This window comes from Thioalkalivibrio sp. ALJ16 (genome assembly GCF_000377345.1).
Taxonomy (GTDB): Bacteria; Pseudomonadota; Gammaproteobacteria; order Ectothiorhodospirales; family Ectothiorhodospiraceae; genus Thioalkalivibrio.
Genome location: NZ_KB898039.1, coordinates 110,880 through 137,482, shown reverse-complemented (window position 1 = coordinate 137,482; position 26,603 = coordinate 110,880). Strand labels below are relative to the sequence as shown.

At 67.8% G+C, this 26,603-nt stretch carries 23 protein-coding genes and 1 tRNA gene; 16 read left to right on the top strand and 8 right to left on the bottom strand.

Going from position 1 to position 26,603, the window contains the following annotated elements:
* The first annotated feature begins 7 nt into the window (after positions 1-7).
* Entirely contained in the window at positions 8-1,417 is a 1,410-nt protein-coding gene (gene xseA, locus D000_RS0104295; RefSeq protein WP_018872323.1) for an exodeoxyribonuclease VII large subunit, read from the top strand.
* Between the two features lie 270 nt (positions 1,418-1,687).
* On the opposite strand, the gene proB is transcribed toward xseA, so the two are convergent.
* The 4 genes from proB to rplU form a co-directional block, all read right to left on the bottom strand.
* Positions 1,688-2,827, bottom strand: coding sequence for a glutamate 5-kinase (gene proB / locus D000_RS0104290; RefSeq protein ID WP_018872322.1), 1,140 nt, complete (start codon positions 2,825-2,827; stop codon positions 1,688-1,690).
* Positions 2,821-3,894: an Obg family GTPase CgtA gene (gene cgtA / locus D000_RS0104285; RefSeq protein ID WP_018872321.1), complete on the bottom strand. Its 1,074-nt coding sequence runs from the start codon at positions 3,892-3,894 to the stop codon at positions 2,821-2,823. Before cgtA ends, proB begins: the two co-directional genes overlap by 7 nt.
* A 362-nt stretch (positions 3,895-4,256) precedes the next feature.
* The gene (gene rpmA, locus D000_RS0104280; protein WP_018872320.1) at positions 4,257-4,517 is read right to left on the bottom strand and encodes a 50S ribosomal protein L27; all 261 of its coding nucleotides are present in this window, start codon (positions 4,515-4,517) and stop codon (positions 4,257-4,259) included.
* 30 nt (positions 4,518-4,547) lie between these two features.
* Complete coding sequence (gene rplU, locus D000_RS0104275; RefSeq protein ID WP_018872319.1) at positions 4,548-4,859, bottom strand: 50S ribosomal protein L21; 312 nt, start codon at positions 4,857-4,859, stop codon at positions 4,548-4,550.
* Between the two features lie 250 nt (positions 4,860-5,109).
* Between rplU and ispB the strand changes: the two genes are divergently transcribed.
* The 6 genes from ispB (at position 5,110) to D000_RS0104245 (ending at position 10,213) form a co-directional block, all read left to right on the top strand.
* Complete coding sequence (ispB, locus tag D000_RS0104270) at positions 5,110-6,078, top strand: octaprenyl diphosphate synthase (protein ID WP_018872318.1); 969 nt, start codon at positions 5,110-5,112, stop codon at positions 6,076-6,078.
* A 104-nt stretch (positions 6,079-6,182) separates the two neighbouring features.
* Positions 6,183-6,259: transfer RNA gene (locus tag D000_RS0104265), tRNA-Pro, on the top strand.
* A gap of 83 nt (positions 6,260-6,342) precedes the next feature.
* The gene (gmk, locus tag D000_RS0104260) at positions 6,343-6,993 is read left to right on the top strand and encodes a guanylate kinase (RefSeq protein WP_018872317.1); all 651 of its coding nucleotides are present in this window, start codon (positions 6,343-6,345) and stop codon (positions 6,991-6,993) included.
* Positions 6,994-7,054: 61 nt separating this feature from the next.
* Positions 7,055-7,330 (top strand): DNA-directed RNA polymerase subunit omega, encoded by a 276-nt coding sequence (gene rpoZ, locus D000_RS0104255; RefSeq protein WP_018872316.1) that lies wholly within the window; start codon positions 7,055-7,057, stop codon positions 7,328-7,330.
* Between the two features lie 13 nt (positions 7,331-7,343).
* Positions 7,344-9,515, top strand: a complete 2,172-nt coding sequence (spoT, locus tag D000_RS0104250; protein WP_018872315.1) for a bifunctional GTP diphosphokinase/guanosine-3',5'-bis pyrophosphate 3'-pyrophosphohydrolase — start codon at positions 7,344-7,346, stop codon at positions 9,513-9,515.
* A 35-nt stretch (positions 9,516-9,550) separates the two neighbouring features.
* Entirely contained in the window at positions 9,551-10,213 is a 663-nt protein-coding gene (locus D000_RS0104245) for a class I SAM-dependent methyltransferase (protein ID WP_018872314.1), read from the top strand.
* 192 nt (positions 10,214-10,405) lie between these two features.
* Here the strand turns inward: D000_RS0104245 and D000_RS13315 are convergent, their stop codons facing one another.
* The gene (locus tag D000_RS13315; protein WP_018872313.1) at positions 10,406-10,828 is read right to left on the bottom strand and encodes a hypothetical protein; all 423 of its coding nucleotides are present in this window, start codon (positions 10,826-10,828) and stop codon (positions 10,406-10,408) included.
* Positions 10,829-10,946: 118 nt separating this feature from the next.
* On the opposite strand from D000_RS13315, the gene D000_RS0104235 reads away from it, so the two are divergent.
* The 3 genes from D000_RS0104235 to D000_RS0104225 all read left to right on the top strand — a co-directional run bounded on the left by D000_RS0104235 (position 10,947) and on the right by D000_RS0104225 (position 14,318).
* A complete protein-coding gene (locus D000_RS0104235) occupies positions 10,947-11,483 on the top strand; it encodes a hypothetical protein (protein ID WP_018872312.1) in 537 nt (178 codons plus the stop codon).
* Entirely contained in the window at positions 11,483-12,031 is a 549-nt protein-coding gene (locus D000_RS0104230; protein WP_018872311.1) for a cytochrome c, read from the top strand. The genes D000_RS0104235 and D000_RS0104230 overlap by 1 nt, the downstream gene beginning before the upstream one ends.
* 217 nt (positions 12,032-12,248) lie before the next feature.
* Positions 12,249-14,318 (top strand): bifunctional diguanylate cyclase/phosphodiesterase, encoded by a 2,070-nt coding sequence (locus D000_RS0104225; protein WP_155999218.1) that lies wholly within the window; start codon positions 12,249-12,251, stop codon positions 14,316-14,318.
* A 55-nt stretch (positions 14,319-14,373) separates the two neighbouring features.
* Here D000_RS0104225 and D000_RS0104220 read toward each other — a convergent pair whose 3' ends face one another.
* Positions 14,374-17,133 (bottom strand): cation-transporting P-type ATPase, encoded by a 2,760-nt coding sequence (locus D000_RS0104220; RefSeq protein WP_018872309.1) that lies wholly within the window; start codon positions 17,131-17,133, stop codon positions 14,374-14,376.
* Positions 17,134-17,222: 89 nt separating this feature from the next.
* Entirely contained in the window at positions 17,223-17,765 is a 543-nt protein-coding gene (locus D000_RS0104215; RefSeq protein ID WP_018872308.1) for an outer membrane beta-barrel protein, read from the bottom strand.
* A 357-nt stretch (positions 17,766-18,122) separates the two neighbouring features.
* On the opposite strand from D000_RS0104215, the gene D000_RS0104210 reads away from it, so the two are divergent.
* The 3 genes from D000_RS0104210 to D000_RS0104200 all read left to right on the top strand — a co-directional run bounded on the left by D000_RS0104210 (position 18,123) and on the right by D000_RS0104200 (position 23,012).
* On the top strand, positions 18,123-18,437 hold the full coding sequence (locus D000_RS0104210; RefSeq protein ID WP_018872307.1) for a high-potential iron-sulfur protein: 315 nt from the start codon (positions 18,123-18,125) through the stop codon (positions 18,435-18,437).
* Between the two features lie 226 nt (positions 18,438-18,663).
* Positions 18,664-21,885 (top strand): EAL domain-containing protein, encoded by a 3,222-nt coding sequence (locus tag D000_RS0104205; protein ID WP_018872306.1) that lies wholly within the window; start codon positions 18,664-18,666, stop codon positions 21,883-21,885.
* Positions 21,886-21,902: 17 nt separating this feature from the next.
* A complete protein-coding gene (locus tag D000_RS0104200) occupies positions 21,903-23,012 on the top strand; it encodes a DUF3524 domain-containing protein (protein ID WP_018872305.1) in 1,110 nt (369 codons plus the stop codon).
* On the opposite strand, the gene mltF is transcribed toward D000_RS0104200, so the two are convergent.
* A complete protein-coding gene (mltF, locus tag D000_RS0104195) occupies positions 22,963-24,426 on the bottom strand; it encodes a membrane-bound lytic murein transglycosylase MltF (protein WP_018872304.1) in 1,464 nt (487 codons plus the stop codon). The two genes, D000_RS0104200 and mltF, sit on opposite strands and share 50 nt — an antisense overlap.
* A 270-nt stretch (positions 24,427-24,696) precedes the next feature.
* Between mltF and D000_RS0104190 the strand changes: the two genes are divergently transcribed.
* From D000_RS0104190 to D000_RS0104180, 3 genes are all read left to right on the top strand, one after another.
* The gene (locus D000_RS0104190; RefSeq protein ID WP_018872303.1) at positions 24,697-24,948 is read left to right on the top strand and encodes a GlsB/YeaQ/YmgE family stress response membrane protein; all 252 of its coding nucleotides are present in this window, start codon (positions 24,697-24,699) and stop codon (positions 24,946-24,948) included.
* Positions 24,949-24,951: 3 nt separating this feature from the next.
* Positions 24,952-25,140, top strand: a complete 189-nt coding sequence (locus D000_RS0104185; protein ID WP_018872302.1) for a DUF3185 family protein — start codon at positions 24,952-24,954, stop codon at positions 25,138-25,140.
* A 131-nt stretch (positions 25,141-25,271) separates the two neighbouring features.
* Entirely contained in the window at positions 25,272-26,567 is a 1,296-nt protein-coding gene (locus D000_RS0104180) for an OmpP1/FadL family transporter (protein WP_018872301.1), read from the top strand.
* The last annotated feature ends 36 nt before the right edge of the window (positions 26,568-26,603 follow it).

Genomic DNA, 26,603 nt, shown 5'->3' with positions numbered 1-26,603 from the left:
GGACCGCATGAGCGACGCCCCGGTCTTTTCCGTTACCGAACTCAACCAGTGTGCCGACGGCCTGCTGCGCGACGGCCTTGGCCGCCTGCGCGTGGAGGGCGAAGTCTCCAACCTGCGCCAGTACGCCTCCGGCCACCAGTACTTCTCGCTGAAAGATGCAAACAGCTCGGTCAGCTGCGTGCTGTTTCGTGGCAACGCCCGCAACGCCACCCGCTTCGCCGATGGCGACGCGGTGCAGATCCAGGGCCGCGCCGGGATCTACGCCGCACGCGGCCAGTTCCAGATCATCGTCGAGGCCCTGCAGCCAGCCGGCGAGGGCCAGCTCCTTGCGGCCTTTCAGCGCCTGAAGGAAAAGCTTGCCGCCGAGGGCCTGTTCGACCCCGAGCGGAAGAAGCCCCTCCCCGCCTGGACCCACCGCCTCGGCGTGATCACCTCCACCCAGGGCGATGTGCGGCACGATATCGAACGCACCCTGGCGCGACGCTTCCCGCTGCTGCTGCCCTTCACCCTCTACCCCACCGCAGTGCAGGGTGCGCAGGCCGCCAGTCAGATCGTCGCGGCCCTGGAGCAGGCCGCCCGCGAGGGCCGTGTGGACGTGATCATCCTGGCCCGCGGCGGCGGCTCGCTGGAGGACCTGCAGGCCTTCAATGAGGAAAGCGTCGCCCGTGCCATCGCCGCCTGTCCGATCCCCGTCGTCTCCGGCGTGGGGCACGAGAGCGACACCACCATCACCGACTTCGTTGCCGACCTGCGCGCCTCCACACCAACGGCCGCGGCCGAGGCCGTCAGCCCGGATGCGACCACCCTGCGCCACCAGCTGCAGCGCGCCCGCGAGCGCCTGTCCGGCCTGCTCGGCCAGCGCATTGCCCGGCAGCAGCAGGCCCTCGCGGCACTGCACGCGCGCCTGGAGCGGCGCCATCCGCGTCAGCTGCTGGAGCGCGACGCGCAGCGCCTGGACGACCAGCGCGAACGCCTGACTCGCGCCTGGTCGCGCACCGAAGAGCGTGCCCGGTCACGCCTGCAGCACACCCAGCTCCGTCTCGCCGGCGCCTCGCCCGGCAATCGCCTCGCCGCGGCCCGCATGCGCCTGGACCACCTGCGCCAGCGCCTGACACGGGTGCGCCCCGACCACGACCTTCCCCGACGCCGCGAGGCGCTGGCGCGGCTGCGACGCCAGCTCGAGGACACCACCCGACAGGCGCTGGCCAGCCGCCAGCGCCATCTGGACGCCACGGCCCGCCAACTGCGCTCGCTGGGCCCGGAGGCAGTGCTGGAACGTGGCTATGCAATCCTGCAGACCCCCGAGGGCGAGGTCCTGCGCCGCGCCGACCAGACCGCGCCTGGCCAGCGCCTGCGCGCACGCCTGGCGCGAGGCCGCCTGGACCTGGAAGTCACCGGCACCCACTCCGACAACTGAAGCGCGCGGCCTCCGCCTTTAACCACGGAGGCCCTGAGCCCGTAGCAGGGAGCCGTGAGGCGCGGGGTCATCCCGGCCGCAGCGCAGCGAAGAGCCGGGATGGCGATCGGATCAGCACACGCAATACACCGTGGGAGCGTGCTTGCACGCGAAGCCCCTGCCAGAGTCGGACGCGGGCAGGGGCTTCGCGTGCAAGCACGCTCCCACAGGGGGGGCATGGAGTCCCGCCGAGGGCAACTGGATACGAACGCGTACGCGCCCGCAGGCGAATCAGGAGAGCAGGACGAGGTTGTCCCGGTGGATCAGTTCCGGCTCCAGCAAGTAGCCGAGCTCCGCCTCGATGCGGTCGGCGCGCTGGCCACGGATGCGCTGGATCTCGCTGGCCGCGTAATTGGTCAGCCCGCGCGCCACCGCAACCCCTTCCGGGTCCACGCAGGTCACCACCTCGCCACGACGAAAGTCCCCCTCCACCGCGACCACGCCCACCGGCAGCAGGCTGCTGCCGGATTCGCGCAGCACGCGCGCCGCCCCGGCATCCAGCCGCAGCTGGCCGCGCGAGTGCAGCTGATCCGCCAGCCAGCGCTTGCGCGCAGCCAGCGGCTCGCGGTCCGGCTTCAGCCAGGTCCCCAGCGCCTCGCCCTTCAGCACCCGGCTCATCACCTGCGCCTCGCGGCCGGAGGCGATGACCGTATGGGTGCCGGAGCGGGCCGCGCGCTCCGCCGCCAGCAGCTTGGTGGCCATCCCGCCACGCCCCAGACGCCCGAAGTCGGCCGCCACGTAGCGATGCAGCTGGGCGTCCGAGGCCTGGCCTTCCTGGATCAGACGCGCATCCGCGAATTTGCGCGGATCGCGATCGAACAGGCCATGCTGGTCGGTCAGGATCAGCAGCAGGTCGGCCACCACCAGGTTGGCGACCAGCGCCGCCAGGGTGTCGTTGTCCCCCAGCCGTATCTCCTCGTAGGCGACGGTGTCGTTCTCGTTGACGACCGGGATCGTGCCCATCTCCAGCAGCGCCTGCATGGTGCTGCGGGCATTCAGGTAGCGCGAGCGGTCAGCCAGGTCGTCATGGGTCAACAGGACCTGCGCCGCATGCAGACCATGGCTGGCGAACTCGCGCTCGTAGGCCTGCACCAGCCCCATCTGCCCGACCGCCGCGGCGGCCTGCACGTGGTGCAGTTGATGCGGCCGTTCGGACATGCCCAGCCGGCGCATGCCTTCGGCCACCGCCCCGCTGGATACCAGGATCACCTCGAGACCGCGCCGACGCAGCGCGGCAATCTGGTGGGCCCAGGACTCCAGTGCCGGGCGATCCAGTCCGGCGCCGTCGGCCGTGATCAGCGCACTCCCGATCTTGACCACCACCCGCTGGATGGCGGGGAGTGTGCGCGCGGCGGCCGCGGTCGCTACCACGACGAGTCCTCCGGGTCCGCGGCCAGCCCGCGGCGGGCGGCCTCGGCCTCGCTCTGCGTGGTCTCCTCGATATGCCGCATCACGGCCTGAAGCAGCGCATCCACGCCGTCCCCGGTCGCCGCCGAGATGACGAACACCGGATGCGCAGCGCCCTGATCCGCCGCCACCCGCTCGACCAGGGCCTCCAGGTCTTCTGCGTCCAGCAATTCCTTCTTGTTCAGCACAATCCAGCGCGGCAGAGAGGCAAGCTTGTCGCTGTGGTGCTCCAGCTCGGTAACCGCGGTGTGCAGGTCCGCCAGCGGATCCGCCTCCGGGTCGGGCGGGGCCACATCCACCACGTGCAGCAGCAGGCGGGTACGCGCAAGGTGCTTGAGAAAACGCGTGCCCAGACCCGCGCCCTCCGCGGCGCCCTCGATCAGCCCCGGAATGTCGGCGATTACGAAGCTCTGGTTGACGCCGATGCGCACCACGCCCAGCTGCGGGATCAGCGTGGTGAAGGGATAGTCGGCAATCTTCGGCCGCGCCGCCGAGGCGCGTGCCAGCAGCGTGGACTTGCCGGCATTCGGCAGCCCCAGCAGCCCGACATCCGCCAGCACCATCAGCTCCAGGGACAGCTTGCGCAGCTCGCCCGGCGTGCCCGGCTTGCTCTGACGCGGCGCCTGATTGGTGGAGGACTTGTAGCGGGTGTTGCCGAGCCCGTGGAAGCCGCCCTGGGCGACCAGCAGCCGCTGCCCCTCGTGGGTGACATCCCCGAGGATTTCGCCGGTCTCGGCATCCCGCACCTGGGTCCCGACCGGCACCGCGATCTCCAGGTCCTCTCCGGAGGCACCGGTGCGCTGGCGCCCCATGCCGTTCTCGCCACGCTGGGCATCAAAGCGGCGCTGATAGCGGAAATCGGCCAGGGTGTTCAGACCCTCGTCACCGACCAGCCACACCGAGCCGCCATCGCCGCCGTCACCGCCATCCGGGCCGCCGAACGGGATGTATTTCTCGCGGCGAAAACTGACACAGCCGTTTCCGCCGTCGCCGGCCTTCACCGTAATGGTGGCCTCATCGATGAACTTCATTGCTTGCTTCCCGCAGTACAGAACAAAAAAAGCCCCGAAGAACGGGGCTTTTCGCGATCGCTTCGCTAGGGAGACGCTGATTGAATCGCACGTCCGCGCTCGAGTCGCTTTTGCGTGCGAACAAGGCGCGGTGACCGCCGTGCAGTCATTCTGCACAAGGGACCCGCAACGCCGTTCCCGCGCGAAAGCGGCCGAGCCCCTGCTTTCAATGGCTTGTGGGGTTGGTGCCCCCTGTTCCCCGATCCTGCGTTGCGCCGCTTGCGGGTAGAACCACTACCCGCTGCCCGTCGCGCCTTGTCTCGGAAAACAGGGGGCACCAACGCGGACGTGCGATTCAATCAGCGTCTCCCTAGCCGGCCGGCTTACTGCTGCGGCTGGACGCTCACGAAACGACGGTTGTGCTTGCCGCCCACCTTGAAGACGACCTGGCCGTCGACCTTGGCGAACAGCGTATGGTCCTTGCCACAACCCACGCCCTCGCCGGGATGATACTGCGTCCCACGCTGACGAACGAGGATGTTGCCAGCGCGCACGACCTGACCGCCAAAGCGCTTCACGCCCAGGCGTTTGCTTTCGGAATCGCGCCCGTTGCGGGTACTCCCGCCTGCCTTCTTATGTGCCATGGTTCAGCTCTCCTGAATGCCTGCGAGCGCTCACCCGGCGATGCCGGTGATACGCACGGTGGTGTAGTGCTGGCGGTGCCCCATCTGCTTCTGGGAATGCTTGCGCCGCCGGAATTTCATGATGTGGACCTTCTTGGCGCGGCCATGGTCTTCGACCTTGGCGGTGACCTTGCCACCATCCACCAGCGGGGCCCCGACGCGGACATCGTCGCCGGCGCCGACCATCAGCACCTGGTCGAACTCGACCTCGGAACCGGCCTCGGCGTCGAGCTTTTCGATGCGAATCACGTCGCCTTCGGCGACGCGGTACTGTTTACCACCTGTTGCGATGATCGCGTACATTTCCCTGGGACTCCGTTGCGATACCTTGTGTGGACCAGCCAGACTGAAGCTGGTCTCGCGAAAGGGCGGGAATGCTAGCAGCGCTTCCCGTCCGGGTCAATGCTCGTCCTGGGTAACGGCAACGGTGCGCGTTGCGGCCCAGCGCTCGCGCGCGCGTACATTGATCCGTGCTTCCCTTGTACATTGTCCAGCGTTTCCCTAGCATGCCTTCGCCCCTCACGACCACCTCACGAGCGCGCTAGCCAACCTCATGCCCATTGACGCGATCCGAGAACTGGCGGCCGACGACATGCAGGCCGTCGACCAGTGCATCCGCGAGCGCCTCAGCTCTCCGGTGGTGCTGATCAATCAGCTCGGGCATTACATCATCCATTCGGGCGGCAAGCGCCTGCGGCCCCTGCTGGTCACCCTGTCGGCCCGGGCCTGCCAGGTCGAGGGCCGCGACCCGATCACCCTCGCCGCGGTGGTCGAGTTCATCCATACCGCAACCCTGCTGCACGATGACGTGGTCGATGCCTCCGAGCTGCGGCGCGGAAACGAGACCGCCAACCACATCTTCGGCAACGAGGCCGCGGTGCTGGTCGGCGACTTCCTCTACTCGCGCGCGTTCGAGATGATGGTCGAGGTCGGCTCGATGCGGGTGATGGAGATCCTCTCGCACGCGACCAACGTGATCGCGGAAGGCGAGGTGATGCAGCTAATGAACTGCCACGATGCCGATGTCGACGAGGCCCGCTACATGCATGTGATCCAGTCGAAGACGGCCAAGCTGTTCGAGGCCGCCTGCCAGCTGGGCGCGATCCTCGGCGGGCGCCCGCAGGCCGACGAACAGGCGCTGGCCCGCTACGGCATGCATCTGGGCACCGCGTTCCAGCTGATCGACGATGTGCTCGACTACTCCTCCAGCGACGACGTCACCGGCAAGCGCATGGGCGACGACCTCGCCGAAGGCAAGCCCACCCTGCCGCTGATCCACGCCCTGCGCGTCGGCAACCCGGACCAGCAGGCGACGGTGCGCCAGGCGATCGAAAACGGTGGCCGCGAGCAGGTCGACGCGGTGCTGCAGGTGGTCCACGCCACCGACGGCCTGGCCTACACCCGCGCTCGCGCCGAGACCGAGACCGCCGCCGCCATCGAGGCCATCGAGCACCTGCCCGACTCCCCCCAGCGTCAGGCGCTGATCGACCTCGCGCGCTTTGCGGTCGGCCGCGATCACTGACGTTCGCTGCGTGCCCCGCCGCGGGCCCGGGGAAACCCTCGACGGTTTTCCGTCCGAAGGCATGGACAGGCCGGAAATGGCCCGGCATAATAGCGGGCTCGGTTCGGAGTGTAGCTCAGCTTGGTAGAGCACTGCCTTCGGGAGGCAGGGGTCGAAGGTTCGAATCCTTTCACTCCGACCAACCTTCTTCTTTGACTCTGGAAGCTCCGGCACGCCCCGGAACTCGCCGGTTCCCGATCACGCCCAGGTCCTGCGGACGCGCCCATGACCGCCATTGCCCCCGCCGTTCGCGGCTCGCTCTATATCGTTTCCGCCCCCTCCGGCGCCGGCAAGACCAGCCTGGTCGCCGCCCTGCTGGAAACGGTGGATGCAGTCGAGGTCTCGGTCTCGCACACCACGCGCAAGCCGCGCGCCAGCGAGGTGGACGGGCAGCACTATCACTTCGTCTCCGCCGAGACCTTCCTGGGCATGATCGAGGACGGTCAGCTGCTGGAACACGCCAAGGTGTTCGACAACTTCTACGGCACCGCGCACGCCAGCGTGAACGCGCGCCTGGACGCCGGCGTGGACGTGATCCTGGAGATCGACTGGCAGGGCGCGCGCCAGGTGCGCGCCGCCGTCCCGGACGCACACTCGATCTTCATCCTGCCGCCCTCGCGGGACGAGCTGGAACGCCGCCTGCGCGGGCGCGGCCAGGACGAGGAAGCCGTGATTCAGCGCCGCCTGCGCGACGCCGAATCCGACTGCACGCACTTCCGCGAATACGACTACACCGTCGTCAATGCCGACTTCGACCAGGCCGTGCGCGACCTGGCCTGCATCTTCCGCAGCAACCGCCTGCGCACCGTGGAGCAGGAGCACCGTTCCGCATCCACACTGGGAAACCTGTTGGCGCTGGAACCGGGGTCGGCGTAACATGCTGGTGAACTGCGGCTACGCCGCATGGATTTCAAGAATTTACTGACCGGAGTATCCGATGGCACGCGTCACCGTCGAGGACTGCCTCGAAAACGTCGAAAACCGCTTCCAGCTGGTGCTGATGGCCGCCCGCCGGGCCCGCCACATCGCCCACGGCAAGGAGGCTCGCGTCCCTGAGGACAACGACAAGCCCACGGTGATCGCCCTGCGCGAAATCGCCGCCGGCGTGGTCGGTGTCGAGGTGTTCGACGAACACGACGAACGTCCCCAGAACCAGATGCTGGACTTCAGCACCATCCGCCATCTGGAACAGCTCGAAGCCGACGAACGCTAGGAGATCCCGTTTCATGGCCGCTGGGCAGCCAGCCGCGCCCGGGGCCGCTTCCTCGGCAGCGGGCGACTCGACCCGATTTCTGATCAGCGATCTGTGCTCGGAGCTCGAGGCCTATCTCGAGCCCAACGAGGTCGAGGAGGTCTATCGCGCCTATCTCCTGGGCGCGGAGTCTCACGAAGGCCAGACCCGCAAGACCGGCGAACCCTATATCTATCATCCCCTGGCCGTGGCCCGCACCATGGCCGAGATGCGGATGGACCATCAGGCGATCTGCGCCGCCATCCTGCATGACGTGATGGAGGACACCGCCACCAGCAAGGATCGTATCCACGCCGAGTTCGGCGAGGAGGTTGCCGAGCTGGTCGATGGCGTCTCCAAGCTCACCCACCTGCAGTTCCAGTCAAAGGCCGAGGCGCAGGCGGAGAACTTCCGCAAGATGATGCTGGCGATCACCCGCGATATCCGGGTGATCCTGATCAAGCTGGCCGACCGCCTGCACAACATGCGCACCCTGGGCGTGATGCGCCCGGACAAGCGCCGCCGCATCGCCAAGGAAACCCTGGAGATCTACGCGCCGATCGCCCAGCGCCTGGGGATGAACGCGATCCGTCGCGAGCTGGAACAGCTCGGGTTTTCCGCCAAGCACCCCTGGCGCGCCGCGGTACTGGAGCAGGCCGTGCAACGGGCCGGTGGCAACCGGCGCGAACCGATGAAGAACATCGAGCAGGCCATCTGCTCGCGCATGGAGGCGGCGGGCATCGTCGGTCGCATCTCCGGGCGCGAAAAAAGCCTGTACAGCATCTATCGCAAGATGCGCGACAAGCACCACTCGTTCGAGGAGGTGTTCGATGTATTCGCCATCCGCATCATCGTCGACGACATCGACACCTGCTACCGCTCGCTGGGCGTGGTGCACAACCTGTACAAGCCGGTCCCGGGCCGCTTCAAGGACTACATCGCGATCCCGAAGTCCAACGGCTACCAGTCGCTGCACACCATCCTGTTCGGCCCCCAGGGTATCCCGATCGAAATACAGATCCGCTCCACCGAGATGGATCGTGTCGCCGAGAGCGGGATCGCCGCCCACTGGCAGTACAAGGCCGGGGGCGAATCCACTCGCACGGCCCAGAGCCGAGCGCGCGAATGGCTGAAGGACGTCCTCGAAATCCAGAACAGCGTCGGCAACTCCATCGAATTCCTGGAAAACGTGAAGGTCGACCTGTTTCCGGACGAGGTCTACACCTTTACGCCGGGCGGCGACATCCTGGTACTGCCGCGCGACGCCACCCCGATCGACTTTGCCTATGCCGTGCACTCCGATGTCGGCAACCGCTGCGTGGCGGCCAAGATCGACCGCCAGCTGGCACCGCTTTCCACGCGCCTGCAAAGCGGGCAGACCGTGGAGATCGTCACCTCCCCCGGCGCCCGCCCCAATCCGGCATGGCTGTCCTTCGTGGTCACCGGCAAGGCCCGCACTGGCATCCGCCACTGTCTGAAGTCGATGCAGTCGGAGGAGGCCCGCACCCTGGGCGAGCGTCTGCTGGACAAGGCCCTGGAATCCCTGGATGCGCGCCTGTCGCAGATATCCCCCGCGCGACTGGACCAGATGCTCGATGCGATGCAGCTGGAAGACCTCGACGCCCTGCTGATCGATATCGGCCTGGGGAACCGCATGGCTTCTCTGGTGGCACGCCAGATGGTCGGCAAGGAAGGCCCCGAAACTGCCGAGCCGACGGCGACGACCCTGGCAGTCAAGGGCACCGAGGGCCTGGTGCTGAGCTATGCCCGCTGCTGCCACCCGATCCCGGGCGACCCGGTCATCGGCCAGCTCAGCGCCGGGCGTGGCCTGGTGGTGCATCGCGAGAGCTGCCGCAACGTCCTGCATGACAGCCGCGAGCGCGCCGACCGCACCATTGCCCTCGAGTGGTCACACGAACCGCAGCTGCAGTTCACGGCCGCCGTGCGCACGCGCACCGCCAACCGGCGCGGGGCCCTGGCCGACATGGCTGCGGTCATCGCCGATCACGGCTCCAACATCGAGCACATCTCCTTCAATGAGCAGGACGGCCATTCCACCGCGATGACCTTCCTGCTGACGGTACGCGACCGCCAGCACCTGGCCCAGATCATGCGGGGCCTGCGCCGCCTGCCCGACGTCCTGCGCATCTCGCGCCAGCGTGGCTGACCCGCCGACCCACCCCCAGCAATCGGGAGCGCGTGATGTCCAATCGTTCCATCGGACTCGACGATCGCCTGTACCACTATCTGCTCGGGCACTCGCTGCGCGAGCCCGAGGTGCTTGCCGACCTCCGTGCCGAGACCGCGAACCTGCCCGAGGCCAACATGCAGATCGCGCCCGAGCAGGGCCAGTTCATGGCGCTGCTGGCGCGACTCATGGGGGCGCGGCGCTACCTTGAGATCGGCACCTTCACCGGCTACAGCGCGCTGGCGATCGCACTGGCGCTGCCGGAAGACGGCGAGGTCGTCACCCTGGACCGGAGCGCGCAGTGGATCGCCACGGCCCGGCGCTACTGGGAACGCGCCGGGGTCAGCGGCCGCATCCGCCTCGAACAGGGCGAGGCGCAAGACTCGCTAAGGGCACTGGAGCGGAACGGCGAGACCGGCCGCTTCGACCTGTCCTTTATCGATGCCGACAAGACCAGCTACCCCGACTACTTCGAACACTGCCTGCGCCTGGTCCGACCGGGCGGCCTGATCCTGATCGACAACACCCTGTGGCATGGTCGCGTGGCGGACGCGCAGGACAGCCGCGATAACACCCGGGCGATCCGCGACTTCAACGCCGCCCTGCACCACGACGAACGCATCGACCTCGCGCTGACCCCCATCGGCGACGGCCTGACCCTCGCCCGCCGCCGCTAGGGAGACGCGACTCTCGAGGGGGGCATCAAGGTCAAGGGCGATCTACAGGAGGACGGGAAGAGTGGAAGATGGCATAGAGGGGGCGGGTCACATCAACACCTTGCCCGTACAGATGTTCTTCCCTTCTTCCAGCCTTCCTGTGAATCGCCTTCAGGGAGCAAGGATCACCACGGGCCCCGCGAGCGCGCGGCGTTACAGGCAGAGGCCGCTGTCGCCGAGGCCGCGGCGGCAGATGGCGCGGCGTTCAACTGCGGTGATCACCCAGCCCGCCTCCGTGTCGTCCAGCTCCAGGCGGAATTCGTAGGCACTCACGGCGTCATCGCGCAGCCCGGTCAGGCGGAGCTCGGCGCGCCCCGGGCGCGGCTGATCGATCTCCAGCCCGGCGTAGTCCAGCGCCAGACCGGAGGCCCAGCGGCTGGCCGCGAACCACTCCAGCACCGCGGCACCGGGCGTCGCCGCAGGCCCCAGCGCCGGGACCGCCTGCGACTCGTAGGCCGTAGGGGCCGGTTCCCGGTCCGCCGCCACATCCCCATTCTCCGGTGCCGCAGACTGCGTGGCACAGCCCGCCAGCAGTGCCGTCAGCAACCCCCACAGCAACGGCCAGTGTCGCTCCATCACGTGGCATCCCTCGCAAAAAACGTCTTGCGGGAAACATACCGGAGTCCAAAACGTCCTACCATGGCGAAAACCCAATATCGGGCCGCCGCCCGCGACGGCCCCGGAGGACCTCACCATGAAAGCGTTCACGCTGCGCCCTCTCCTGCTGACCGGCCTGTGCATCCTGCTGCTGGCGACCAGCCCCCTGCACGGAGACGACCACGATGCCTCGGCCGCGGCGGACGCCACCGCGACGGAGATGGAAGAACTGCGCGAATCCTGGGCCGAGACCCGCGAGGAACTCCAGCAGGAAGGCGAGGATGGCGACGAGGCCACCCGCTCGCGCACGCGCGAGACCCTGGACGCGATGGACCGCGAACTCGGCCGTCTGGGCGACAACATCCGCGAAGGCTGGGACGACCTCAGCGAGGGCACGCGCGAGCGCCGCGAACGCGCCTATGACGGACTGGTGGAGGAACGCGACCGCCTGGCAGAGTGGTCCGGCCAGATGCGCGAGCGCTCCTCCGGTGCCTGGGGCGGTGTCCGCGAGGGTGCCCGGGATGCCTGGGGTGGCGTCCGCGATGGCTCGCGCAAGGCCTGGGGCTCGGTGCGGGATGCCTTCCGCGGCGACGACGATCCAGCCAACTCGGGTGACCCGGGGGCCCGCGACTGATGTCCAGTCACGCCTGGCACCGCTTCGGACGCGCCCCCGGGGCCCACGCCTCAGCCCTGGTACTGATCCTGGGCCTGGCAGTCGCCGGACTCACCGGCTGCGACGGTTTCGGTGGCGGTCCCGGGACACCCGAGCACCACCAGCGCACAACCGACCCGGAAATCCTGCAGCGCGGCGAACGCCTGTATCAGCTCCATTGCGCGGCCTGCCACGGGGAACAGCGCGAGGGCGCCGAAAACTGGCGTCAGCGCAATCCCGATGGCACCCTGCCGCCCCCGCCGCTGGACGGCAGTGCCCACACCTGGCATCACCCGTACTGGCAACTCAGGGATATGATCCGCTACGGGGCCGAGGCCCGCGGCGGGGCCATGCCGAGCTTTGAGGACACCCTGTCCGAACGCGATGCCGAGGCCATCATTGCCTGGCTGCAGTCGCACTGGCCGGACGAGATCTTCGAGGCCTGGATACGCTACGACCGCAACCACCCGACCCAGGAAGACTGGGAACGGGAGATGGGCGAACCCTGGGTCACGCACCGCGACGACTGACGCACCCGCGCCGCACGCTGCCAACGCGAATGCGTACGTCGATTCAGGGCTTTCTCTAGAATCCACACGGAATTGGAATCCGAGAACCGGCGTCTCTATCTGAAGTGCGCGGCATCCTGCCGGATGTCAGGGAACGCATTCGACACGGGAACGGCCAGGGGTGGCCCATGCATGACGCTCGAGCGGAGAGAAATCGCGTCGCCCTGCGGGGGTGCGTGTGAAGCGGCATGCTCGGTGCAGTGCACCGGAGGTCGAACGGGAACGGCTGCAGGGGCTGGTGGAGCGCGAGCGCGAGGCGCGGCGACGCGCCGAGGCGCTGGCCGAGGACCGTCTGCAGGACATCTACGCCAAGCAGCAGCAGATCGAGCTGCTCAACACCATTGCCTCCACCGCCAACCAGTCGGACTCCATCGCGCATGTGCTGCGGGCCGCGCTGACCGCCATCGGTGGCTACCTTGACTGGCCGGTCGGGCATGCCTACCTGGCCCGGCAGAACGAGCACAGCGGCGCCAGCGAACTGACTCCGACCGGCATCTGGCATCTGGCCTCCACACAGCCGTTCACAGCGTTTCGCGAGTGCACCGAGGACATGTCCTTCGCCATCGGCCAGGGCCTCCCCGGCCGGGTCCTGGACAACGGCGAACCGGCCTGGATCGAGGATCTGGCCAACGACGACAACTTCCCGCGCGCGCCGCAGGCCACCTCCAGCGGTCTGCGCTCGGGCTTTGCCTTCCCGGTGATGGTCGGCTCCGAGGTCGCCTGCGTCCTCGAGTTCTTCGCCACCAAACCCACCGAGACGGACCCCGACCTGCTGTGGCTGATGTGGCAGATCGGCGTGCAGCTGGGTCGCGTGATCGAGCGCAACCGCCACGAGGAGCACCTGCTACATAACGCCTCGCACGACCAGCTGACGGGCCTGCCGAACCGCCGCCTGTTTCATGATCGTCTGACCCACGCCATCGCCCGCGCCGCCCGCGACCCCTTCAACCTGTTTGCGGTTCTGTTCGTGGATATCGACCGCTTCAAGGTCGTGAACGACAGCCTGGGACATCCGGCCGGGGACGAACTGCTGGTGCGTGTGGGCCAGCGCCTGCTGAGCGCGCTGCGCAGCAACGACACCGTCTCGCGCCCGCAGGGCGAGTCGACGCCGCGTCCGGACGACACCCTCGCACGCCTGGGCGGCGACGAGTTCACCATCCTGCTGGAAGGCCTGAACGAGCCCGCGGATGCCCTGCGTGTGGCGGAGCGCCTGCAGTCCGTGCTGCACGAGCCGTTCTCCATTGCCGGGCAGGATGTCTACGTCACCGTCAGCATCGGCATCGCCACGCGCCCCTACGGCCGCACCTGTCCGCAGCAGGGAGCCCAGGCGTCGGATGCGCCGCAGCCCCCGGGCCGCACCACTCCGGACGATCTGATGCGCGAGGCGGACATGGCCATGTATCGCGCAAAATCCCTGGGCAAGGCGCGCTGCGAATTCTGCGACCCCGGCATGCAGACCCAGGCCCTGCAAAGCCTGGCACTGGAGACCGACCTGCGCCATGCAGTGGAGCGCGGCGAATTCATCGTGCACTACCAGCCCATCATGTCCCTTAGCCAGGACGGCATCACCGGCTTTGAGGCCCTGGTGCGCTGGCCGCGTGAAGGGGGACTGGTCGCCCCAGACGCCTTCATCGGTATTGCCGAGGATGCCGGCCTGATCCACCGGATCGACCTGCAGGTGCTGCGCACCGCCTGCCGTCAGCTCGCACAGTGGCACGCGGACTACCCGGACGCGATGCTGACCATCAGCACCAACCTGTCCCCGCGCCAGCTGACCCGCCCGGAACTGGTCGGCGAGGTCCGGGGCATCCTTGACGCCACGGGCGCACCGCCGACCCAGGTTCGGCTGGAGATCACCGAGACCGCCACGCTCGGGAATCTCGACGAACTCATCGAGACCCTGCGCCGCCTGAAGGCCCTCGGCATTCAGCTGGCAATGGACGACTTCGGCACCGGGTATTCGTCGCTCAGCTACCTGCACCGGCTGCCGCTGGACATTCTCAAGATCGATCGCAGCTTCGTCGCCGGCCTCGACCGCGACGAATACAGCCAGCGCCTGGTACAGACCGTCATCCACATGGCGCGCAACCTCGGACTGGAGGCCGTGGCCGAGGGCGTGGAGAGCCGCACCCACGCCGCCACACTGCGCGCCCTCGGCTGCACCCGCGCCCAGGGCTATCACTACTCGCCGCCGGTCGCGGCCGAACAGGCCACTGAGCTGCTGCGCACCGCCTTCACCGCCGCCTGATCCCGCCACGCGCAAGGGCAGCACCGCTCCCACTGCAAGCGCGCCTGTCCCCTGTCTAGACGGCCTGTAGCGCCACCCCTCGGCGTCGGGCCAGCACCTGGCGTACCACCAGCTTCTCCAGCTCCACGATCACGAACACCGCCAGGCCGAAGGCCAGGATGCGCGCCCAGTCGTCCGCACCGATGGCGGTGGTCCCGAACAGGGTGTGCATTACGGGCACGTAGGTGAACGCCAGCTGCAGCAGAACCAGTACGCCGATGGCCAGCCACATCGCGCGCGAGCGGAACAGCTCGCCGCCCGGCAGCACCGGTTGATGGATCAGACGCAGGTTCAGCAGGTAGAAGGCTTGTCCCGCGACCAGGGTATTGATCGCCACGGTGCGCGCGATCTCGTCGGCAACCCCGGCCACGGTCTCCATGTAGACGAAGTGACCGAAGGTGCCCGCCCACAGCAGCAGCGCCACGAACGGGATCCGCCAGAGCAGAAAGCCGGACAGCAGCGGGGCATCCGGTGCCCGTGGCGGGCGCTGCATCACGCCCGGCTCGGCGCGCTCGAAGGCCAGCGCCATGGCCAGGGTCACCGAGGTCACCATGTTGACCCACAGCACCTGCACCGGCGTCAGCGGCAACGCCAGCCCCATCAGGATCGCCATCATGATGGTCAGCGACTGCCCGGCGTTGGTCGGCAGCATGTGCAGGATGGCCTTGCGGATGTTGTCGTAGACCGTCCGACCCTCCTCCACCGCATGCGCGATGGAGGCGAAATTGTCGTCCGCCAGGACCATCTCGGAGGCCTCTTTGGCCGCCTCGGTCCCCTTGCCGCCCATCGCCACACCGACATCCGCCCGCTTCAGCGCCGGGGCATCGTTCACCCCGTCGCCAGTCATCGCCACGATGCGCCCGCCCTGCTGCAGGGCCCGCACCAGCCGCAGCTTGTGTTCCGGCGAGGTCCGGGCAAAGACGTCCGTACGTTCCGCGACATCGGCCAGCGCCGTCTCGTCCAGGGCATCCAGCTCGTGACCGGACCGCGCCTCGGCGTCGCGGCCCAGGCCCAGCTGCTCGCCGATCGCCCGGGCGGTCGCCAGGTGGTCGCCGGTGATCATCTTGACGTCGATTCCGGCCGCGCGACACTCGGCCACCGCGCGGATCGCCTCATCGCGTGGCGGGTCGATAATCCCCAGCAGGGCGAGCAGGGTAAAACCGCCGGCCTCGACATCATCGAAGCGCAGCTCGCCGCGATCGGATTCGGTGTCGCGCACCGCCACGGCCAGCAGACGCTGCCCGCGGGCCGCCACGGCCTCCATGGCGGCGTGCCAGCGCTCGCCATCCAGCGCCTCGCGGGTCTCGCCATCTACCTGCTGCTCGCTGCAAAGCTCCAGCACGCGCTCGGGCGCCCCTTTCAGGAAGATGCAGGCGTGACCGTCGTGGTCGTGGTGCAGGGTCGCCATGTAGCGATGATCCGACTCGAACGGGATCACGTCGGTGCGCGGCAGGCGTTCGCCTTCCAGGCGCGGGTCCAGCCCGGCCTTTTGCGCCAGGGTAATCAGGGCGCCCTCGGTGGGATCCCCCTCCATGACCCAGTCGCCATCCTTCTGGTAGAGCCGGGCGTCATTGCACAGGAGCCCCGCCCGCAACACCTCGCACAACAGCGGGTCCTCGTCCGGGTCAATATCGCGCTCGTCCTCGGAAAACTGCCCCAGCGGCGCATAGCCCACGCCGCCAACGAGGATCTCGCGGGTGGCCGTGCGCAGGGTCTGCGCCGTCATCTCGTTGCGGGTGAGCGTGCCGGTCTTGTCGGAGCAGATGGCCGAGACCGACCCCAGGGTCTCCACCGCCGGCAGGCGCCGGATGATCGCATTGCGCCGCGCCATCTTCTGCACCCCGATGGCCAGCGCGATGGTCATGATGGCCGGCAGGCCCTCCGGGATGGTGGACACCGCCAGGCTCGCCGCCGCGAGGAACATCTCGTCCAGCGGATAGCTCCGAATCCAGTAGCCGAAGGCAAAAGTCGCCGCCGCGATGACCACGATCACGGCCGCCAGCCAGTGACCGAACTGTTCCATCTGTCGGACCAGCGGCGTCTCCAGCCCCTCGACCTCGCCAAGCATGGTGGAGATGCGTCCGATCTCGGTATGCTCGCCGGTGGCCACGACAACGCCGGCGCCACGGCCAAAGGCCACCAGCGTCCCGGAGAAGGCCATACTGCGGCGATCCCCGAGGTCCGCCTCCCGTTCCACCGCGGCGGTATCCTTTTCTACCGCTACCGACTCGCCGGTCAGGACCGCCTCTTCCAGGCGCAGGTTCTTGGTCTCGAACAGCCGCAGGTCGGCGGGAACCCGGTCACCGGCCTGCAGGTGCACGATATCGCCGGGTACCAGTTCCTCGGCCGGGATCTCGCGACGCTCGCCCTCGCGGGTGACCAGCGCACGCGGGGACAGCATGCGCCGGATGGCATCCAGCGCCTTCTCCGCCTTGCCCTCCTGCACAAAGCCGATCAGCGTGTTGATCAGGACCACGGCCAGGATCACGCCGGTATCCACCCAGTGCCCCAGCAGCGCCGTCCCCAGCGCCGCGACCAGCAGGATGTAGATCAGGACATTATGGAAATGGCGCAGGAAGCGCCGGACCACACCGGCCCGTTCGGGCGGGCGCAACTGGTTGGGCCCGTAGTGGGCCAGACGCTCTTCGGCCGTGGCGGCCGTCAGACCCGAACGCGTGGAATCCCAGTGCTCGAGCGCTTCCTCCGCATTTCGGCTGTGCCATGCGGGGGCTTCACGGGTCTCGCCCGAGTCGGTGGGTTCGGAGGTCTCGGCCATGGGCAACGCCCTGCTGTGTCAACGTCGCCTTATCGTCACCCGGTACCCGAGGGGCAGCAAGCCCCCCGGTTACCGGACGGGCCGAAGGATCAGAACTGCATACCCACCTTGCCCATCACGCGCATGTTGTCGGCGTCGGCACGACGGCCGTCGAAGCGGTCGCTCTCGGTAAACTGGTAGCGCGCCTCCAGCCCCAGGAACCATTGCTGGTCCAGCTGGTACTTCAGGCTGCCACCCAGCTGCGCGGCCCACAGGCCATTGGTCGTGTCGTCCAGTTTGGCACGCACATAGCCGATGCCCGGCCCGAAGCCCAGGGACAGGCGCTCGTTCGGCTCGAACATCCAGTGGCTGTTGACTTCGGCGCTCGTCATCCGCAGCGGATCATCGCTGTAGCGCGAGACACTGAAGTGATGGCGCAGCACACCGGCGGCCGGCTGGAACAGCTGGCAGTTGGCGCCAATCTCGACCCCGTACGCTGGATCGGAGCTGGCATCGGACAGGTCCGGCGAGACCACGCCACCCAGCAGCGCCACACTCGGTTCCATCCCGCGCTCCACCGCGCTCGCCTGGGCGAACGGGGCCAGGGCCAGCGTACCCAGGGCCAGCACCGCAATCATGTTCCTGTATGCCATCACGCACCTCCTGCCGTCATTTATTAGGAATCCCTAATGGTAGAACAGAACGGCGCGATCTTCATCACAAGAACACGCCCGGCAGCGCATCGAACGGAATTTTTTTCCGGGCCCTCGCATCCCTGTGGGGGCACCTGTCCCATGCGCGCGCTGCGGCGGATCCTGCGCGGCACGCACACGGGACAGCGTGGCCCCGGCCACACGGCCGCGCCCGGGATTCCGCTGAAAAGGGTTACCAATCCAAGGGAACCCTCGGCGGCTTGTGGCCTCGAAGGGAATGATCCCGCCTGGAGCGGGTGATTTTCGCAAGTTAAAGAACGCCAGAAACCCATTACCACCAAGCAAACGGAGGACTTCATGTCCAACAAGCCGAATGCGAATCGTCGTAAGTTCCTGCGTCAGGCCTCTGCGGCCGTGGCGGCGATCCCGGTTGTCAGCCTGGTCGGCATGCCCGCAGCACACGCTGCGGATCAGGCCGAAGACGGTCACGCCCACAACTACGTGAACAACGCGGCCGACTCCGACCACTCGGATTATTCCGAGGGCGAAAAGTGCAAGAACTGCGCCTTCTGGGGCGGTGGCGACGACCAGTGGGGCCAGTGCTTCCACGCCGACTTCCAGGGGGTTCAGGTGAACGCCGAAGGCTGGTGCGACGAATACGTCGGGGCCTGATCCCGACGTACCCGTCCGGCCCGGAGTCCCGGGCCGGACACCTCTTGCCGCGGGCCAGTTCCGGCCCGTACTTGCATCCCTCCGCTCGAACCCCGCAAGCTTGCAGCCTGATCCCCCGGTGATCCGGGTCCGCGACGCGCCGATCTTGGCCGAGAGGAATCTGCGTGCGAGCCACCCCGTTTCCGCAGCCCCCGCCCACATCACGTAACCGGCGAGACCCGCGCTGATGGAACTCTCGACCGCCGCCTTCACCATTCTCTATCTGGCCTACGGCCTCGCCTTTTTCTCTCTGGGCGTAGTGGCCCTGGTCCTGCCGAAACACCAGCCGCGGCTCCCGTTCGCGCGCCATTTCTGGCTGCTGGCGCTGTTCGGCCTGATCCATGGCAGCTACGAATTCCTGCAGGCGGCCGGCTTCCACTACCCCGCCGCCAGGGCCGGTGGACTCAATGCCGCCTGGCAGATCGCCTCCTTCCTGCCGCTGCTGGAATTCGGGCGCCGCGCCCTGAACGACAGTCAGACCCGCATTCGCCTCACGGGCCTCTGGTGCTACCCGTTCATTGGCGGCGCGCTGCTGCTGATGATCGGGATTGCCGATGACCCGACGCGCGGCCTGACCAACGGCGGGCGTTACCTGCTCGGGCTCCCCGGCGCCCTGCTCACCGGGGTCGCCTTCGCGCTGTTGTTCGCGCGCGAAGCACGCCGGGAGGACAGCGCGCGCCAGCATCTGACGCACCACCTTGCCCTTGGCGGGCTGGCGATCGCCTTTGTTACCTATGCGCTGGCAACGCCCTTCCCCAGCGCCGTGGACCCGGCCCTGCCGGGCTGGCTGCCGGCCCAGGGCGACTTCCTCGCCGCCACCGGGGTACCCGTGCAGATGCTGCGCATGCTGACCGCGGTGCTTGCGTTCGTGGCACTGATGATACTGACGCGGTCGCTCGGCTCGCGCCAGGGCGACGACCTGGTGCGCATCCTCGACACCATCAATGGGTTCGTCTATCGCTGTCGTAACAACCCGCGCTGGGATGCCATCAACGTCGAGGGCGCGGTACAGGAATTGACTGGCTACGACCGCGCCCGCTTCGCCTCCACTGACATGACCCTGGGCGACCTGGTCCACCCGCAGGACCGCGACCGGGTCTGGCAGGAGATCGCAGAGGGTCTGCAGCGGGACGGCCAGTTCGAGGTCCAATGGCGCCTGATTCAGCACGACGGCCGCCTGCGCTGGGTCTTCGAGCGCGGTGTGGGCATCTATGACGACCAGGGCCAGATCCAGTACCTGCAGGGCCATGTGATCGATGCCAACGAACTGGTCACGACCAGCGAGAACTTGCGCAGCAAGACGGACGAGTTGGAGGCCTTCCGCTCCACCCTGGACCTGACGCTGGATGCCGTGTTCCTGTTCGACGTGGACACCCTGCGTTTCATCTACGTGAATCAGGGCGCGGTCGACCAGACCGGCATCCCGCGAGACGAGCTGCTGACGCTGCACCCATTCGACATCAAGCCGGAATACCCCGAGCCGCGTTTTCGCCAGCTGATCGAGCCGCTGCGCCGGGGCGAGCGCGACCAGATGCGCTTCGAGACCCGCCATATCCACCGCGATGGCCGCGAGGTGCCCGTGGAGATCTCGGTGCAGCTGGTTGCCCCGCGCGGCCAGACCGCCCGCTACGTCGCCATTTCGCACGACATCACCCAGCGCAAGCGCAACGAGGAAACCCTGCTGCAAGCCCTGGGTGACCTGGAGGCGGCGCGCGACGAGCAGGGCCGACTGCTGGAACTTACCCAGCGCGAACAGGGCCGCATGGCGGCGCTGCTGTCGGCCATGAGCATCGGCATCCTGTTCGAGGACCGCGAAGGCCGGGTGGAATACATCAACCCGGCCTTTCGGCGCATGTGGGCCATCCACGGCGACATCGAGCTGGTCGGCCGCCCTTCGCGCGACGTCCTGGAGCACTCGACCCACCGCTTCGCGCGGCCGGATCACGCCTCGCGCTACGTGCTTCACGTGCTGGACACCCACGAGATCAGCGAACGCTTCGAGGTCGACCTCTACGACGGGCGTATCCTGACCCAGGTGTCCTACCCGGTGCATGACAGCGACGAGCGCTCCATCGGTCGCCTGTGGCTCTACGAGGACGTGACCCACGAGCGCCAGACCGCCCAGCAGCTGGTCTACCTCGCCGAGCACGACGCGCTGACCGGGCTGTACAACCGCCACCACTTCCAGAAGCACCTGGAACACGTGATCCGCAGCGAACGCCGGCGCCACGGCCGTTTCGCCCTGCTGTACTTCGATCTCGACGAATTCAAGACCATCAACGACACCTTCGGCCATCGCGCCGGCGACACGGTGCTGGTGCGCGCGGCCGGCGAGATCGCCGCCCTGGTGCGCAGCCAGGATCTGTTTGCCCGCCTGGGCGGCGACGAGTTCGCGATCCTGGTGGACTGTGAGAGCGAGCAGGAGCCGGTCGAACTGGCCGAGCGCGTCGGCCGCGCGATCTCCGCCATTCCATTCCGCTTTCGCGGACAGAACTACCGCCTCACCGCCAGCATCGGCATCGCCTACTTCCCCGACCACGGCGACAATGTCGAGGACCTGGTGGCCCATGCCGACACCGCGATGTACCAGGCCAAGGACCTGGGCAAGAACACCTGGGCAGTCTTCGACCGCAGCCGCAACACCGCCGCGCACATGCTGGAACGCATGTCCTGGAGCCAGCGCATCGGTACCGCCCTGGAGCAGGGCCAGTTCGAGCTTCACTTCCAGGGGATCTACACCATCGCCGACCAGCATCTGCACCACGTCGAGGCCCTGGTGCGCATGCGGGACCCGGCCAAACCGGACGAGATCTCGATGCCCGGCCAGTTCATCCCGATCGCCGAGAAGACCGGCCAGATCCTGGACATCGACCGCTGGGTGATCCGCGAGAGCATCGCCTGCCTGGCCCGCGATCCGGCTATCCCCGGGATCGCGATCAACATCTCCGGGCGCAGCTTCGACGAGCCGGGTCTGCCGCAGTACATCGCCCAGCAGCTGGAACAGCACACGGTCGCGCCGCGGCGCCTGATCATCGAGCTGACCGAGACCGCCGCCGTCTCCGAGATGCAGGATGCGCAGCGTTTCATCGAAGGCCTGCAGCAGACCGGCTGCAGCGTCTGCCTGGACGATTTCGGCTCGGGTTTCTCCACCTTTGCCTACCTGAAGTACCTCGGCGTACAGGTCCTGAAGATCGACGGCATGTTCGTGCGCGACCTGCCCAACAACCGCGACAACCAGGCCTTTATCCGCGCCATGGTCGATGTCGCCCGCGGTCTCGACAAGCTCACGGTGGCCGAATGCGTGGAGGACCCCGAGACCCTCGCGATGCTCGGCGATCTGGGAGTGGACATGGCCCAGGGCTACCACCTCCATCGCCCAGCCCCGGACATACCGCTCGATCGCACGTGAGCGGGTCCGGTCCTGCCATGCCGGAGCGTCCCACCATCCTGCTGCTGTCGGCATACCGCGCCGACAGCCACGCCGCCTGGGCCGACTGGCTGACCACGACCTTCGATGCCTTCGACTGGCAGGTGCTTGAGCTGCCCGGGCGGCACTTTCGCTGGCGCATTCGCGGCAACCCGATCTCCTGGCTGGATCGGCTGGAAGGGCTGCAGCCCGATGCGGTGATCGCCAGTTCGATGGTGGACCTGGCCACCCTGCGCGGGCTACACCCGGCGCTGGCACGCAGCCCGACGCTGTATTACGTCCACGAAAACCAGTTCGCCTACCCGCGCGGCCAGCGCCAGCACCCCTCGCTGGACCCGCAGATGGTGCAGCTGTATGCCGCGCTGGCTGCCGACCGGGTACTGTTCAACTCGGCCTACAATCGCGACTCATTTCTGGACGGGGTCGAGACCCTGCTGGCACGCATGCCGGATGCCGTGCCAGCAGGCCTGGGTGCGCGTCTGCGCGACCGCAGCCGCGTACTGCCCGTGCCGATCCGCGCCGCGACCGTGGCAGCCGGGCCGCGCGATCCGGGACTGATCCTGTGGAACCATCGCTGGGAATACGACAAGGCCCCGGAGACCTTCGCCGCGGCACTTAACCGGCTGACCGCCCGTGGTGTGCCGTTCCGGCTGGCCTTGCTGGGCGCCCGGCCGGAACCGCCGCCGAAGGTGCTGACCGCGCTGCGCGAGCGCCTGGGCGGGCACATCGTGGCGGACCGCCACCTGCCGCGATCCGACTACGAGGCGCTACTGGCCCGCGCGGGGATCGCGGTCAGCACCGCCGTACACGAGTTCCAGGGTCTGGCGATGCTGGAAGCCACGGCCGCCGGAGCCACGCCGCTGGTGCCGGACGCCCTCGCCTACCGCGAGCAGTATCCCGACACCTGCCGCTACCCCGCAGCGGACGCCGAGGCGCTGGCCACGCGTCTGCAGGCCTGGCTGCAGGATGGGCCCCCGCCGGCCCCGGATGTGCGCGCATGGACCGAGCCGGCCCTGCGCCCGCGCTGGGAGCAGGCGCTGGAGGGGCTGCTGGGCCGTGTCAGTCGCCCTGAACCACGGTCACGTCCGCGGGCAGGTCTTCGGCGGTGAACACGGGCCGGATCACGTCGCGGTAGTTGCGGATACGCTGCACGTAATACACCGGCTGATAGCCGCGGGCGTAGCCGAAACGCAGGTTCTGGTAGTAGCGCTCCTCGGTCAGCAGCGGCAGGGTCTCGCGAATGTCGGCCCAGCGATCCGGATCGCGCCCGAGCTCGCGCGCCAGCCTGCGCGCATCCAGCAGGTGCCCACGGCCGATGTTGTAGGCCGCCAGCGCCAGGTAGGTGCGGTCGGGCTCGTCAATGTCGTCGGGCAGCAGTTCATGCTGGCGCTGCAGGTAGCGCGCCCCGCCGTCGATGCTCTGCACCGGGTCCAGGCGATCCACCCCCAGGGACTCGGCCGTGCGCTGTGTCAGCATCATCAGGCCGCGCACACCGGTGGGACTGCGCGCCTCCGGATCCCAGTGAGACTCCTGATAGGCCAGGGCCGCCAGCAGATCGGCCGGCAGATCGGTGCGCTCGGCCGCCTTCTCGAAATACGGTTGGAACTGCGGCAGACGGTCCTCGATTCGGCGGTTGAGCGCCCGCAGGTCGACAAAGTCGAACTGGTCGATGTAGGCGAAGTAGCGCTCGTCCACGAGTTCGCGTAGTTCCCGGCCGCCATCACCCTGCATCCAGTCTTCCGCCAGTTCGGCCAGCGCCACCTGGTCCGGCTGCACGTACCAGCCCAGGGTACGCGGCTCGGACAGGTCGAAGGCGATGTCGAGATGCGGGAAGGAACGGCGGTTGTAACGCACGATATGCGAGTCGGCCACGGTGCAGTCGATCTCCTGCCGGGCGACCTGCGCCATCAGCCGCTCGGTGCCGATCTCTCGGGTCTCGAACCCGGCCGATTCCGGAAGCACCTGCTCCAGGGTCTCCACGTAGCTGCTGCCGGCCGAGACCACCAGGTCGACCGACCCCAGGTCGTCTGCCGATTCGGGCATGCCATCGAGATCCCGATGGCAGACCACCTGCTCGGTGATCTCCATGTACTCGGGACCGCGCCGGAAACGCTCGTCGCGCGAGGCAAGATGGGTCAGTCCCGCCGCGGCCATATGGGCCTCGCCGGAGGCCAGTGACTCAAGCACACCGGAGACTGATTCGGCCATGACCCACTCCACCTGCCAGCCATGTGCCTGGGCAAAGCCCTCGACCAGATCATGCTCCTTGCCCGCCGGTTCCAGGTGCTGGTCAAAGTACCAGGTGGTGGGCGCATTGCGGGTCACCACGGTCAGCGTGCCCGTTTCCTCCACCGGCGCCAGCCGCTCGCCGGCGTTGGCATTCGAGACCATCGAGTCGGATTGCCCCTCCTCGGCGCTACAACCCGCGAGCAGCGCCAGCAGCGCGGCAGGCAGCAGCGCACGGACCTGTCCGCGGGGTGACGGGCGCCAGCCCGCGGCGGCGCGATCATTCGGTTCATGCATTCCGGTTTCCTTCCCGTCGACAGGCCACGCGGATTGGCTGGCCCCGTCCATGACGGATCTACTAATATCCGATCCATAGACTAGGGTTTTGCGGAATGGTTCTCAAAAATACCCACGACGAAGGGGTTGCCATCCCTTGCGGAGGCCACCGCTGCTGGGCGGCCCAGCCGCGTGCCCTGTACAGTCGAACTCTCCGCCACCGTGCGATTCGGGGAACGCAGCGACCTCGGCACACTCCAATACTCCGTTACCCGCAAGGAGCGCGACATCATGGCCGTCGAATCCCTTCTCCTCCTCCTGCTCATCGGCGGCATCGCCGGCTGGCTCGCCGGGCTACTGGTGCACGGCTCCGGGCAGGGCATCCTGCTCAACATCGTGGTCGGCGTGATCGGGGCCTTCCTCGGCGGCTGGCTGTTCACCCAGCTCGGGGTCCAGGCCGGCGGGCTGATCGGCAGCCTCGCCGCCGCCACCGTCGGCGCCGTCCTCCTGCTGGGTCTGCTGCGGCTGATCCACAAGGCCTGAACGATGACCCAGATCCTTGGAATCATCCTGCTGGTCGGGGGCCTGATCGCCGCTATTGTGGGCCTGCAGGATGCCTTCGGCATGCGCGAGCGGGCGGCACGCCTGATCCTCGGCCGCTTTACCCGGCGCACCCTCACGCTGCTGGTAGGCGGCGGCGTCGCCGCACTGGTGGGCCTGATCCTGGTGACCTGACCGCAAAACGTGATGCGCTTGGCATCCTCTCCCCGGAATCGGTAGTGTCCGCGGCGGGGGAGCCCGTGCCGGAAGCGCCAGACCGCCCGCCGACGGTCCCCCCGAAAAAAGACCAATAAGGGGGAGATCGCATGACCATGAAGCCTTCGCGCCGTCTGGCGCTTGCCGCCGCCGTCAGCACCGCGCTGTTCGCCGCACCCACGACCCTGCTGGCCGCGGGCTTTTACCTGCAGGAGCAAGGGGTCTCCGGTCTCGGCCGCGCCTATGCCGGCGAGGCCGCCGTCGCCTCCGATGCCAGCACCGTCTACTTCAACCCGGCCGGCATGACCCGCCTGGAACGCAACGAGGTGCAGGCAGGCGTGTATCTGCTGGCCCCCGAGGCCAAGGTCCGGCGCAGCAGCTCCACCATCAATGGAGCCCCGTACGAGGGCCGCGACGGCAACAACCCCTACGACCCGACTCCGATCCCCAACCTGTACTGGGCGGAGCAGTACTCGGAACGTGTCTGGCTGGGCTTTGGCCTCAGCGCGCCCTTCGGCCTGAAGAATGAATACAACGATGACTTCTTCGCCCGCTACGACTCGCTGGAATCCGACCTGCAGGTGCTGAACCTGCAGCCCAGCATCGCCTTTGACCTGACCGACCGCATCTCCATCGGCGGCGGCCTCGACCTGCAGTACGCCGACGCGACCCTGCGCAGCGCCATCCCCGCCGGCTTCCCGCCCACGCCCGCCAGCGATGGCGAATTCAAACTCGAGGGCGACAACTGGGATATCGGTTTCAACATCGGGATGCTGTTCGATCTGGGCGATGACACCCGCCTCGGCATCCATTACCGCGATGGCATCACCCACACCCTGAGCGGCACGGCGACCATCACCGAGCCCGCGGGCGGGCCTGTCTCCGTGCTGCCCGGGCAGGCCGACCTGAAGCTGCCGGATATCGCATCCATCGGCATCCGCCACCGCTTCAATGACCGCTGGACCGGCCTGGCCCAGTACACCTGGTTCAACTGGTCGAACTTCGACGAGATCCGCATCGAACTGCCAAACGGCGACCAGGTGCTGGAGCAGAACTACCGCAACAGCCATGCCCTCGCGGTCGGGGCCGAGTACGAGATGAACCCGCGCTGGACCCTGCGCGGCGGCATCCAGTATGACCAGACCCCGACGCAGACCAACGGCCGCAGCACACGCACCCCGGATGGCGACCGCACCTGGTTCTCCATCGGCGCCACCTTAAACAGCAGTGACCGCTTCACCTTCGACTTCGGCTACAGCTACATCCACATCGGCAGCGAGGACCTGGACGTCACCCGGGGCTTCGATTCCAGCGGGGATGGACAGACTGATACCTTTGTGAACATGCAGGGCACCACCTCGGGTCACGTGCACGTGCTGGCCGCCGCCATGCGCTACCACTTCTAGCACCGATACGGGGCCGGGCATCCGCTCGGCCCCGCC